At 71.1% G+C, this 12,528-nt stretch carries 11 protein-coding genes; 1 reads left to right on the plus strand and 10 read right to left on the minus strand.

The genetic code is table 11. The features are described from left to right. Positions 1 to 10: 10 nt before the first annotated feature. From ACQPYK_RS34280 to ACQPYK_RS34300, 5 genes are all read right to left on the minus strand, one after another. Positions 11 to 1,684, minus strand: a complete 1,674-nt coding sequence (locus ACQPYK_RS34280) for a PQQ-binding-like beta-propeller repeat protein (RefSeq protein WP_433240335.1) — start codon at positions 1,682 to 1,684, stop codon at positions 11 to 13. A gap of 15 nt (positions 1,685 to 1,699) precedes the next feature. Then, positions 1,700 to 3,265: a hypothetical protein gene (locus tag ACQPYK_RS34285; RefSeq protein WP_433240338.1), complete on the minus strand. Its 1,566-nt coding sequence runs from the start codon at positions 3,263 to 3,265 to the stop codon at positions 1,700 to 1,702. A gap of 178 nt (positions 3,266 to 3,443) precedes the next feature. Then, complete coding sequence (locus ACQPYK_RS34290) at positions 3,444 to 5,291, minus strand: hydantoinase B/oxoprolinase family protein (RefSeq protein ID WP_433240341.1); 1,848 nt, start codon at positions 5,289 to 5,291, stop codon at positions 3,444 to 3,446. Further along, a complete protein-coding gene (locus tag ACQPYK_RS34295) occupies positions 5,281 to 7,320 on the minus strand; it encodes a hydantoinase/oxoprolinase family protein (RefSeq protein WP_433240344.1) in 2,040 nt (679 codons plus the stop codon). Before ACQPYK_RS34295 ends, ACQPYK_RS34290 begins: the two co-directional genes overlap by 11 nt. Positions 7,321 to 7,398: 78 nt before the next feature. Next, complete coding sequence (locus ACQPYK_RS34300) at positions 7,399 to 7,857, minus strand: hypothetical protein (protein ID WP_433240347.1); 459 nt, start codon at positions 7,855 to 7,857, stop codon at positions 7,399 to 7,401. A 149-nt stretch (positions 7,858 to 8,006) separates the two neighbouring features. On the opposite strand from ACQPYK_RS34300, the gene ACQPYK_RS34305 reads away from it, so the two are divergent. Continuing rightward, complete coding sequence (locus ACQPYK_RS34305) at positions 8,007 to 8,654, plus strand: thymidine kinase (RefSeq protein ID WP_433240350.1); 648 nt, start codon at positions 8,007 to 8,009, stop codon at positions 8,652 to 8,654. A gap of 110 nt (positions 8,655 to 8,764) precedes the next feature. Here the strand turns inward: ACQPYK_RS34305 and ACQPYK_RS34310 are convergent, their stop codons facing one another. The 5 genes from ACQPYK_RS34310 to ACQPYK_RS34330 all read right to left on the minus strand — a co-directional run bounded on the left by ACQPYK_RS34310 (position 8,765) and on the right by ACQPYK_RS34330 (position 12,489). Beyond that, positions 8,765 to 9,661: a hypothetical protein gene (locus ACQPYK_RS34310; RefSeq protein WP_433240353.1), complete on the minus strand. Its 897-nt coding sequence runs from the start codon at positions 9,659 to 9,661 to the stop codon at positions 8,765 to 8,767. A 45-nt stretch (positions 9,662 to 9,706) separates the two neighbouring features. Further along, entirely contained in the window at positions 9,707 to 10,039 is a 333-nt protein-coding gene (gene mnhG / locus ACQPYK_RS34315) for a monovalent cation/H(+) antiporter subunit G (protein WP_433258999.1), read from the minus strand. 67 nt (positions 10,040 to 10,106) lie between these two features. Then, on the minus strand, positions 10,107 to 10,367 hold the full coding sequence (locus ACQPYK_RS34320) for a monovalent cation/H+ antiporter complex subunit F (RefSeq protein WP_433240356.1): 261 nt from the start codon (positions 10,365 to 10,367) through the stop codon (positions 10,107 to 10,109). Then, positions 10,364 to 10,903, minus strand: coding sequence for a Na+/H+ antiporter subunit E (locus tag ACQPYK_RS34325; RefSeq protein WP_433240359.1), 540 nt, complete (start codon positions 10,901 to 10,903; stop codon positions 10,364 to 10,366). The genes ACQPYK_RS34320 and ACQPYK_RS34325 overlap by 4 nt, the downstream gene beginning before the upstream one ends. After that, complete coding sequence (locus ACQPYK_RS34330; RefSeq protein WP_433240362.1) at positions 10,900 to 12,489, minus strand: Na+/H+ antiporter subunit D; 1,590 nt, start codon at positions 12,487 to 12,489, stop codon at positions 10,900 to 10,902. The genes ACQPYK_RS34325 and ACQPYK_RS34330 overlap by 4 nt, the downstream gene beginning before the upstream one ends. Positions 12,490 to 12,528: the final 39 nt, after the last annotated feature.

Below are 12,528 nucleotides of genomic sequence, written 5' to 3' on the forward strand. Positions count from 1 at the left end.
GCGTCCCGGTCTACTGCGTCGTGGCCCGCACCGCGCTCACCGCGTAGTCCGCCGTGACCGACTTCGCCGGAATGATCACCACGGTGCCGTTCTTCTCGTACACCCGCGCCCTCTCGCTTTCGTGACCGTACTTCCGGGGGAGCGTCGCGACGGGTGCCGCCTTCCCCGTCGCGGCGTCGATCCTGACCAGGCGGGGCTCCAGGTCGCGCTTGTCACCCACCTCCAGGGCCAGCAGGCCGTGCTCGTCGGCGCGGATGTAGTTGAGCATGGTGTCGTTGGTGCCCGTCGACTTCCACAGCTGCTTTCCGGTCGCCAGGTCGTAGGCCAGCGCGAAGTCACGCGAGCGCAGCTTGCCCGGCACGTTCTCGGGGAAGCTGGCCAGGTAGAGCGTGTTGCCGTGCGCCGCCACCCGATACTGCTCGTAGCCTCCCAGGACGCGGGTCTCCTTGTTGAGCGCCAGCAGGTCGATCCGGGCGTCGACGACGAACTCCGAGGCCTTGCCGTCCCGTCCCACCACGTTCACGGTGGTGCTGTCGCCCGTGCTCGTGGCCACCACGGCGGGATCGGCCAGCAGCACCGGATGGCCCAGCCCCTTAGAGGTGATCTTGAAGGACCACTTCTGCTTGCCGGTCCTCGGGTCCAGCCCGGAGACGTAGTCGCTCAGGCCGCATGACGTGGTGACGACCACCTGCCCGGCCGAGCCGCCGAGCCCGTCGGCGCGACAACTGCTGCCGGGGTCGCCGACCCACACCTGCTTGCCGTCGGCCAGCCCGTAGGCGTTGAGACCCCTGTCGGTCTTCGCGACCACCACGTCGCCCGCGAGCACGAGGGTGGGCACCGCCACCGACGAGCCCAGACTCTCCCCCACCGGGATCTTGGTCTTCCAGGCCAGCTTGCCGGTCTTGACGTCGATGCCCGCCAGATGGTCGCAGGAGGAGACGGTGCCGTAGGCGATCGCGCCCCGGCCGTCCTTGGTCTCCGGCGTCGCCCCGCAGAGTTGCTCGCCGGGCGACGGCGTGCCCCAGACCCGCTTGCCGGTCTTCAGGTCGTAGGCCAGCACGCCGTCCTTCTGCGCCCGGATGGCCACGGAGTCACCGAGCCAGGCGCCGTACGCGATGGAGCCGTCGTAGTTGGAGCTGTCGGCGTCGGGGAACGGCACCGTCCACTCACCGCTCCCCGCGTCGGCCGCTCCCCCGCCGCTGCCGGTTTCGGTCCCGAACCCACCGGAGACGATCCAGGCAGTACCTCCGCCGAGTCCCAGCAGCAGCACCAGGCCGAGTGCCGCGAAGAGCACGGTCCTGCCGGTGTTCTTCTTCGCCGGCGGCCGGCCGTGCTGGTTCCCGTGTTGCCCGCCGGGGTGCGGAGGCGGGGCCTGCGGCCCGCCCGGTTGCCCGCCGTACGGCACGGACGGCTGGTGGAGCGGCCCCTGCTCGTACGGCGAGCCCTGCGGGGGATACCCCTGCGGTGGGTAGGGCGGCGCGGCCGGAGCGGGAGGCCCCTGCGGCGCGTGCGACTGCCCGCCCGGCACGGGATACCCCTGCTGCGGCGGGTAGGTCTGCCCGCCCGTGGGAGGAGCCGGATGGCCCTGCTGAGGATGCGGCTGCCCGCCGTAGGGCACGGGCGGTCGCTGGGGGTATGGATACGGCTGCTGCCCGTGGGGTCCACCGGGATGCTGGTCGGTCATCTCATCTCTTCCTGGTCAACCGAGCTGCTGCCGGACGTAGCCGGCCCACTGCCGCTGGAACTGCGCCATGTCGACGCCGAGGACCTCGTGCATCGGACCTTCGGTCTTGCCTGCGGCGTAAGCGGCGGCGACGAACTCGACCAGCTTCCGTTCGCCGTACTTCTCCGCGATGTAACGGTTGGCCAGGTGGCCGAGCAGGTAGTTGAAGCTCCTCATGCTGCCGTCCCAATGCAGGTTGTCCGGCAGCGTGCCCTCGAAGCGCTGCGGGTACCGTCCCTCGATGTAGGCGCGGCCCTGCTCGTAGCGCACGTTGGTGCTGATCGGCCGGCCACGGTTGGCGACGTACTCGGCGAAGCCCTCGACGAGCCAGTTGTCCAGGCCGAACAGGTTGGCCTTGTTCTCGTCGAGGCTGGCGACCGTCGAGTGCGCGAACTCGTGCCGGAAGATCTCCGCGGTGCCCTCGGTGGTCTGGAAGAACGCGGAGGTGGTGTCCATCACGACCCGGGTGCCGCCGATCGTCACGTCCTTCGGCATGGGCTCGGTGAGCGAGGGCACGGCGGGTATCGGGATGGAGACGCCGGCCTCGTTGGCCTTCGACTTGCGGAACAGGTTTCCGAGCTGGGACTGGCCCTTGACCAGCGCCACCACGAAGCCGTCGGGTATCGCGTCACTGCGCCCGCCGCTGTTCTTCCAGAACGTCAGGTCGTTGACTGCCGCCCGCTCCGCGACCGGGGCGAACCGGGCCGCCTGGCCCGCCAGGTCCGGGTGGGAGAGCACGACCGTGTGCTTGGTCGTGACGGCCGAGATGTCCGGCCAGATGTCCCACGGCCCGGGATAGTAGATGGTCTTGGACTCGCCGTAGGGCGCGGGAGCCCCGGCGACCTTGGTGACCACGATCGGAGCGTTCGCGGCGGCTTTGTTGACCGTCCAGCGGTACCACTCCGAGACCGGCGCAAGGTCGATCCCCTTGAACTGGTGGACGAAGGCGACGTCGAGGGTGAACGTCACCCCTCGGCCGAAGCTGTCCTGCGCGCGCCCCTGCTGCTGCCGGGTCTGGTAGGACATCCGGGTGAGCGGCAGCTTGCGCAGGTTCTCGAAGGTTCTGGCCTGCTGCCGCACCAGAGTCGTGTTCTTCTGGTCGAAGATCTTGGTGTACGCCTTGACGTCACCGGAGTTCAGCGCCTTGGTCTCCTCCTCCAGGAGCGCCTTCAGGGCTTTCTCCGTGACGATCACCGTCTGCGGATCGGCCGCGGCCGTCTCCGCGGCCGACGGGCCGGTCTGCTCGTCGGACTTGAGCATCAGCCCGACCACGGCCCCGCCCCCGACCGTCAGCACCACGGCGGCGACGCCCAGCGCCACCCATAATCCCGTCCTGCGACGCGGTGGCGGCGGCTGCGGTGGCTGTTGTGGCAGTGGCTGTTGTGGCGGCGGCTGCTGCTGGTACTGCGGCACCTGCTGCGGCTGCTGCTGGTACTGCGGCAGTTGCTGCGGGTACTGGCTGTACTGCGGCAGTTGCTGCGGGTATTGCGGATACTGCGGCAACTGCTGCGGATGCTGCGGATGGTTCTGCCCCGAAGTCACTCATACCTCATAAGCACCGAAAGCTATAGGAAGCCAAACAACACTGACAAACGTGGCTGATGCCTCTCAAGTGCCCGCCGGGTGCGGAAGGTTAGCGACCGGAGGTGGTCGGTGTGACCGGGGCGACGGCCGGGGCGGCCGCCGCGCGCCGTGCGGTCGCCTCACGCGACCGTTCGCGTCAGATGAGATCCACCTCGGCGTACGGCGAGCCGCCCGACAGCGACGGGAACCCGGGGCCCCGGTCGAAGAAGGGCGCCCGCTCCGGGAGGGGCGCCCGGAGTTCGGCGCGACGCAGGGCGGTGGCCTCGGCGTCGACCTGGAGATCGTCGCGGGGGCCGCACAGGACGACTCCGTAGTCGTCGTGGGCTCCCTCCGCCGAGACCTTGCCGTCGCGGACGTCGGCGGCCACCAGAGCCGGGTCGCGTTCCAGCGGCGAGCCCCAGCCGCCGCCACCGGTGGTGCGCACCCGGATGACCTCGCCGGCCCGGACCGGCGAGTCGTCCACCAGGCCCTCCATCTCCCGGCCCTCGATCTCCACGACGAACGGCCGCCCGGCCCTGCCGCCGTTCACGCCCCAGCAGGACAGGATCGAGCGGTCGGCGATGGACATGAACGAGGCGTCGCGCAGCATCCGCAGATGCTTGTCGTAGCCGAGGCCGCCGCGGTAGAGGCCGGGACCGCCGGAGTCACGGGCCAGGCCGAGCCGTTCGACACGGAACGGCCAGCGGGACTCGGCGAACTCGACGGGGATGTTGCGCGAGTCGGGGACGACGTGGATGGTGTCCTCGCCGTCGGCGTACCACCGGCCGCCGGAGCCCCCGCCCAGAACCTCTCTCATCAGGTACGGCACGCCGTCGGCGTCGTCGCCGTAGACGCCGGTGTAGCGGATGGTCTCCTGGTCGGCGGGCATCCGGCCGCCGGTGGCCTTGGCCAGCACCCCCGCCAGGACGCCGAGCAGCCGCAGGATCACGAACGTCCGGGCGTTCGTGGGCGCCGGGAAGATCGGGGTGAGCAGCGTCCCCTTCTCCGGGAACCTCATCTCGATGAGCGGGACGACGCCCTCGTTGACGTCCAGCTCCGCCATCCGTTCCGGGCTCTCGGCCAGGTTGCGCAGGATCGGCGCGAGCCATTTCTTCAAAAACACCCCGTCGGCGTAGTCGCCCGCGTGGTTGATCGGCCCCTTGGCCTGCGGTGAGGTGCCCGTGAAGTCGATGACCAGCGGCGCGGGCGCGCGGTGGTCGACGGTGAGGGTGATCCGCTGGGTGTGCAGGCGGGGCTCGTCCACGCCGTCGTGCTCGGCGTAGTCCTCCCACACGTGCGTCCCCTCGGGGATCCTGGTCAGCAGCTCCCTGCGGAACGTCTCGGCGGTCTTGGAGATGATCGCGTCGAAGCACGCCTCGACCGCCTCGCGTCCGTAACGGCCGAACAACTCTCCCAGCCGCCGGGCGCCCATCAGGCAGGCCGAGCACTCGGCGTCGAGGTCGCCGGCGAGCGAGTCGGGCATCCGCGAGTTGCGCGTCATGATCGTGAGCGCCGCCCGGTTGGGCACGCCCCGGTCCCACAGCTTGATCGGCGGGACCATGAGCCCCTCCTCGAACACGCTGCGCGCGTGCGAGGGCATCGACCCCGGGACCGCCCCGCCGATGTCGTCGTGGTGCCCGAACGCCTGCACGAAGGCGACCACGGCTCCGTCGTGGAAGACCGGAACCGTCACGCACAGGTCGGGCAGATGCCCGATGCCGCCCTCGGACAGGTAGACGTCGTTGTGGAAGAAAACGTCGCCGGGGTTCATCTCGGCCACGGGGAAATCCCTGACCACGGGCTGGACCAGCGCCGAGTAGGACCTGCCGGTCAGCTTGCGCAGCCGTACGTCGTGGATGCCCGCCCGGAAGTCGTGCGCGTCGCGGATCATCGGTGAGCGGGCCGTGCGCGCGATGGCGGTCTCGACCTCCTTCTCCACCGATGAGAGCGTGCCCTCCACGATCTCCACCAGCACCGGGTCGGCGCTCGTCGACTCACCGCGCACGGTGCACCTCCAGATTTCCGAACTCGTCCATGGTGGCGGCGAAGCCGGGATGCACCGGCAGCGTGGAGCCGTACTCCTCGATGACGGCCGGGCCGGCCACCACCGACCCGGCGGTCAGGTCGGCGCGGCGGTGGATCGGCGCCGGGCCCCATTCGTCGTAGAAGACCTCGCGGGTCGTCACCGGCCGGGGTTCGGCGGTGCCGTACGGCCGGCGCCCGATGGCGGGCCGGGTGATGGGGCCGATGCCGGAGACGCGGAGGTTGACCCACTCGACGACGTGGCGGGGGTCGTCACGGTAGCCGTAGCCGTAGAGCTTGTGGTGCGCCCGGTGGAAGCGGTCGAGCACCTCGGCGCGCCAGGCATCGTCCAGCGGCCCGGCGGGGGCCGGCACCCGCACCTCGTAGGCCTGGCCGTAGTAGCGCAGGTCGGCGCTGCGCGCGTAAACGTGCCGGTCGGCGGGGAACCCCTCGCGGTCCAGGGCCCCGGCCGCCTGCTCCTCCAGGGCACGGAAGATCTCGGCGGCGGAGTCGAGGGAGAGCTCGCGCGTGACGAAGGTGCGCACGTAGTCGTTCTTGACGTCCACGGTGAGCAGGCCGAACGCCGAGACGTTGCCCGGGTCGGGCGGGACGATCACCGACGGCAGGCCGAGGATGTCGATCAACCGGCAGACCAGCAGCGGCCCCGAGCCGCCGAAGGCGACCATCGGGAAGTCGCGCACGTCCAGCCCGCGCTTGACCGTGATCTGGCGGATCGCGTTGGACTGGTTGAACGCGCTGATCTCCAGGATGCCGGACGCGGTCCGCTCGGGACTCAGCCCGAGCTTGCCCGCCAGCGCCTCGACCCCCTGCCGGGCGGCGTCCGCGTCGAGCGGGATCTCCCCGCCGAGCAGGTGCGGGGGGACCCGTCCGAGGAAGACGTGCGCGTCGGTGACGGTGACCTCGGTACCGCCGCGGCCGTAGCACAGGGGGCCGGGATCCGCGCCGGCGGACCTGGGTCCCACCTTCAGCGTGCCCTCGGGGGATATCCACGCGACGGACCCGCCGCCCGCCCCCACGGTCACGATGTCGATCATCGGGATCTTGCACGGGTAACGGCCGACACTTCCCTCGGTGGTCAGCGACGGCTCCCCGTCGATCACCACCGCGACGTCGGTGGAGGTGCCGCCGCCGTCAAGGGTGATCACCGACGGGTGCCCGGCGGTGGAGGCGATCAGCGCGGCGCCGAGCGCGCCGGCGGCCGGGCCGGAGAGCACGGTGGTGATCGGCTGGTGCACGACCTCGGCGGCGGACAGCACGCCGCCGTTGCTCTTCATCACCGAGAACGGCATGCCGAGACGGTCGGCGAGGTTGGCGATGTAGCGGCGCATGGTCGGCTTGACGGCGGCGTCCACCAGGGTCGTCACCGACCGCTCGTACTCGCGGTATTCGCGCAGCACGTCGCTGGAGATCGACACGACCGCCTCGGGATGCTCCCGTTCGAGGACCTCGCGCATGCGGAGCTCGTGTCCGGGATCGGCGTAGGAGTGCAGGAAGCACACGCCGATCGCGGTGATCCCCCGCTCCCGGAACCACCTGGCCGCCGCCACGGCCTGCGCCTCGTCGAACGGCCGGACCTCGGCGCCGGTGTGGTCGAGACGCCCGCCGACGGTCCTGACCCGGTGCACGGGCACGATCCGGGGCGGTTTCACCCAGAAGTAGGAGTTGCCGTAACCGTCGGGGACGCTCTGCCTGGCGATCTCCAGGACGAACTCGAAGCCCTCGGTGGTGACGAAGCCCAGATCGGCGATGCGATCCTCGAGGAGCTGGTTGGTGGCGACGGTGGTGCCGTGCACGACCGCCGACACGGCCTGCGCGCCCGCCGGCACGCCGGCCTTCCGCAGGACCTTTCGCACCCCCTCCATGAACCCGTCGGCGGGATTGGCGGGCGTGGAGGGAGTCTTGGTGGTGGTGATCTCACCGGTCTGTTCGTCCACCGCGACCACGTCGGTGAACGTGCCTCCGGTGTCGACCCCGATACGGACGCTACGCATGCCCCCGTGTCTACCCAGTCCTGCGGAGCCGGCAAATCGGCGGACCCTGCCGAAGCTGGGCCCCGTCCTTGGTCACTGTTAGCGGCGGCGGGGTCCCATGGTGGAGCCGATCACCGCGTCGGCGTCGTGCGCGTGCACCTTCGCGGCCAGCCGGATGGCCATCTCGTTGGTACGGCGCAGCTCGGCCTCGACCCGGTCCTTGCCCGACTGACCGACCTGGACCCCGAAGTAGGCGCCGATGATCGCGCCGGAGACGCCGACCAGGCCGGCGAAGGGGGCGGCGGACTCACCGTTGCGCATGGCGATCACCACGAAGGCGACCAGCAGGACGATCAGGCCCGTGACGACCACGTAGAACCCGTAGCGCCAGCGGGCCGCCTCGGCCTGGGCGGCGACGGCCTCGTCCTCGCTCATCATCGCCGCGAGCGCCACGGGGATCTCGGCGGTCTCGGCCGAGGACGGGGATGACGGCATGGCCGGGGACGTGGCCGCGGGGATCTTGTTGAGGGGCGGAGCAGAGTTTTTGGTGGTCGTCACAGATTCTCCCGTTTCCTGATAGGCCAAAATGAATCTCCCACGCTTTTCGCGACCAAGCCAAGTCAGGCTATGTCACAGCGGGGCCCAACATTCCTACCAGTGCATCGCCTGCCCAAACACTCCTGGCGGAACCACTAGGCTGACCCCCCGTGACCGAATCGTCCGCGCTCTCCGCCGTCCCCGTCGGGTCCCGTGACGGGGTGCTGCGCTTCTACTTCGGCCCGATGGACTGCGGCAAGTCCACGCTGGCCCTGCAGATGAACTACAACCACGGACGCCAGGGCAGGCGCGGTCTGGTGCTGACCAAGCACGACCGCTCCGGCGGCCCCCAGGTCACCAGCCGGATAGGCCTGGGCAGCGAGGCCATCGAGGTCGTCGACGATCTGGACCTGGTGGCGCTGGTACGGCGCCACCAGCGCATCGACTACGTGATCTGCGACGAGGCGTGCTTCTACACGGTCGCCCAGATCGAACAGCTCGCCGACCTCACCGACGACTTCGGCATCGACGTCTACGCCTTCGGTCTGGCCTCCGACTTCCGGTCGCAGATGTTTCCCGCCGCCCAGCGCCTGTTCGAGCTGGCCGACGAGATCAGCCGCCTTCAGGTGGAGGTCCTGTGCTGGTGCGGCCGCCCCGGCCGCCTGAACGCCCGCGTGGTCGGCGACAAGCTGGTGCGCACCGGCGAGCAGGTGGTCATCGGGGACACCGGCGCCGACCCGATCCGCTACCAGGTCCTCTGCCGCCGCCACTACCGCGCGGGCGATCTGGGGGCGGGAACGGCTCAGACGGCGCCGTAGCCGCCGTCGCCGTCGAGGGCGGCCCGGACGCCGATCTCGTCGACCGGCTCGGCGAGGACCTCGCGCGGGCCGACGTCGAGACCATCGGTGAAGGCGCGGCCGGCGCCGGGTCAGGAGGCGGTGATCTCTTCCAGGCGGGCCGCGAGCCGGTCGGGCTCGCCGTCGGCCAGCGCGACCACCGCGCGCCACCAGCCGAACCACTCGCCGCTGCGCCACATCCAGTCGACGCGCTCGATCGCGGCGATGACGTCGCCCGTGAACCGCCAGGGTGCTCCGGCCTGTTCGGCGGAGGCGCCGTGGCGCAGCGCCCAGTCGCGCAGGATCGCGGCGGCGGCGCCGTCCACCGGTTGCGCGTAGGGGTCGGGGTCCTCCCCCAGCCGGTGGGGGCCGAGGCCGGCCGCGACACCCCAGCTCCACTGGGCTTCGGCGGGGCGGGAGTAGCGCAGCGAGTCGAAGTCCAGGTCGGAGCCGAGGTCGCCGTCCGGGCGCCTGACCACCACCGCGTCGAGCCGGCCGCCGGCGTCGAAGGAGACCACGATCCGCCGGCCGGGGGCGGCGTCCTCGGGCAGTTCGACCCGGTCTTCGGCCTGCCAGGAGTTGAGGTCGGTCACGGCGGCCGGCCGGCCCCAGACCTCGTCGGCGACATCGTCGGCGATCCAGGCGGCGAGCATCTCCAGCACGGTCAGATCGGTCCACGGGTCGATCGCGGTCGCGGTGCGAAGCACCTCCTCAGGTGCGGGCAGCTTGCCGCCGCGAGCCCGCCGCCACCATTGCTCACCCATGTCCCGGGTGCCGACCAGCAGCCCGGCCAGTGCCGCGAGCTCGGTGGACCTGCGGGTCAGCGGGGCGCCGCGGACGAGTTCGGCGCAGCGTGCGAGACGGTCGGCGCCGAGCGCGCCCCTCGCCTCGCGGAGCAGGACGGCTGCGTCGGGCCGTTCCTCGCCCAACAGGTCACGGATCAGTCGTCTGGCCTCGGTTCGGGCGTCCTCCGCACGTGCCTCGCGCATACGGGCCACGTTACGCCGGGCGTCCCTCACGCGCGAGAGACGAGATCATGACGTGTCCCGGCCGCGGCCGAGAGGCGGGACGGCCGTGCCGTCATCGTCCGGCGACCGCCCCCGGTAGGCCGCCCGTCCCACCATGTAGGCGGCCACCGCGGCCGTGACCACCTGGAAGACGCCGACCAGCAGCAGCGCCCCGGCGGTCGCCCAGGTGGGCTCGCGCAGCCACATGGCCAGCAGGATCAGGTGCAGGCCGAGCACCTGGGGTTTGGTCGCCGGGTGCATGCGCGCCAGGGTGCCGGGGAACCTGACCATCCCCACCCCCGCTGTGAACGCGAACCCGGCGCCCAGCAGCAGGCACGCCGAAACGGCCACATCCAGCACGGTCAACGGGACCTCCCCGGGCATCCGGACGGCGCGACCGGCCCGGCTGTCACCCGCGTGGGCGCCGTCAACGGGACCTCCCGGAGAAGAACCTGGCCAGCGAGACCGAGCCGACGAACCCCACCATGGACAGCACCAGGAGCACCGGCAGCGCCGAATACCGGCCGAGCGCCGCCGCTCCCGTCCCGATCCCGCACATGACCACCGCGGTGAGCACGTCCAGCGCGACCGCCCGGTCCAGCATCGACGGACCGCGCACCAGCCGCTGGAGTGTCAGCGCCGCCGCGCAGCCGAGCAGGGCCAGCGCCGTCAGATACACCGCCGTCACCGCAGCTCCTCCTGGTCCGCATGGGTGCCGAAGGCCGCCACGATGCGGCTCTCCAGCCGTGTCACGTCCTGTTGGGTGAGGGCCTGCACGTCCCCGGTGAGGCCGAGCACGTGCAGCACCAGCTCACGCTCCCCGAGGTGGACCTCCAGCACCAGGCTGCCCGGCAGCGCCGACAGGGCCACCGTCAGCAGCACGGTCATGACCTCCGACGACGAGCGCAGCCGCACCTCGACGATCTGGACCGGCGGCGGCCTGTCCAGGCGCAGGGCCCAGAACGCGACGCGGAAGCTGGAGACCACCAGGTCCCTGGCGAACCGGATCAGGAAGATGAGGGCCGCGACGGGGTGGATCCGCAGGCCGGTGTCCACCACCGGCAACGGCAGCAGCCAGACGACGATCAGCCCGGCCAGCAGGCCGCCGAGCACGTTGCCCACGCTGAGGTCGCCCCACAGCAGCAGCCAGACGACCGTGAGCCAGGCCACCTGCGACAGCGGGACGGGCCGGCCCAGCAGCCGCGGGGCGCCCCGGCCGCTCACCGTCCGCCCCCCAGCACCGCGGAGATGTACGGCCGGCGGGCCATCAGCTCGCCGGCGGTCCGCTGGGCGAGGGCCGACAGCGGCCCGGCCAGCACGGTGTACGACAGGGCCAGCGCCACCAGGGCCATCGCGGAGCCGAGCATCGGGAGCGGGATGCTCGCGCTGGTGACGATCTCGCGACCGGTGATCCCCTCGGTGCCGGAGGCCCGGATGACGGGGGCCTCCTCCCCCTCCAGCACGGTCCCCACCTTTTTGATCATGCCGGGGGGCGGTGTCCGCCAGAAGGCCTTGTTCCACGTCGTGGCCACGGCGTACAGGGTCAGCAGGCTGGTCACCAGTCCCGCCGCCACCAGGACGAGCGCCATCGGGCCGCCGTCCGCCACCCCCGCCTGGATCAGCGTCAGCTTGCCGAGGAAACCGGACATCGGCGGGATGCCCGCCAGATTCATCGCGGGGACGAAGAAGAGCACCGCGATCAGGGGCGCCAGCCTCATCAGGCCTCCCAGCCGGTCCAGGGCGGTCGTGCCGGTGCGGCGCTCGATCAGCCCTGTCACCAGGAACAGACTGGTCTGCACGGTGATGTGGTGGACGACGTAGAACACCGCGCCGGCCAGGCCCAGGACCGAGGAGAGCGCGACCCCGAACACCATGTAGCCGATGTGGCTGACCAGCGTGAAGGAGAGCATCCGCTTGATGTCGGTCTGGGCCACCGCGCCGAGCACCCCGACCAGCATGGTCAGCAGCGCCGCCCACATCAGCAGGCCGCTCACCGGCCCACCGGGGAACAGCAGCGCCTCCAGGCGGATGATGGCGTAGATGCCGACCTTGGTGAGCAGGCCGGCGAAGAGCGCCGTCGCGGGGGCGGGCGCGGTCGGGTAGGAGTCGGGCAGCCACGCCGACATCGGGAAGATCGCCGCCTTGACCACGAAGACCAGCAGCAGCACCAGCTCGACCAGCAGCTTCATGTGCCCGGGCAGCGCGGAGAAGCGTTCGGCGAGCTGGGCCATCGACACGGTGCCCGTCGCGCCGTAGGTCACCGCGATCCCCACCAGGAAGAGCATCGAGGAGGCCAGTCCCATCACCACGTAGGTGGCGCCCGCCCGGATGCGGGATTCGGTGCCGCCGAAGGTGAGCAGCACGTAGGAGCCGCTGAGCAGCATCTCGAATGCGACGAAGAGGTTGAACAGGTCGCCGGCGAGGAAGGCGTCCGACACGCCGGCGACCATGACGAGGTAGGCCGGGTGGAAGATCGACAGGGGTGCGGTGCGCTCCTGGTCGGCGTAGGCCTGCGAGATGGAGTAGATCATCACGCACAGCGTCACCGCCGAGGAGACGACCAGCATCAGGGCGGAGAGCCGGTCGGCGACCAGGGTGATGCCGACCGGTGCGGCCCAGCCCCCGGCGTCGGTCACCAGCGGCCCCCCGGCGTCGGCCGCCACCAGCAGGGCGGAGGAGACCACCAGCACCGTCGTGAGCGCGGCCACGCTGATGAGCGCCTGGAGCCGGCGTAACCGCCCGCCGATGGCCAGCTTGAGCCCGGCGCCCAGCAGCGGCAACAGCACCGGAACCGCGATCAGCGCCTCCACCGGCCCTCCCCGTCCGCCCGCGCCCGGGACACCGCGCAC

This window comes from Streptosporangium sp. CA-135522 (genome assembly GCF_050949235.1).
In the GTDB taxonomy this organism is placed as follows: Bacteria; Actinomycetota; Actinomycetes; order Streptosporangiales; family Streptosporangiaceae; genus Streptosporangium.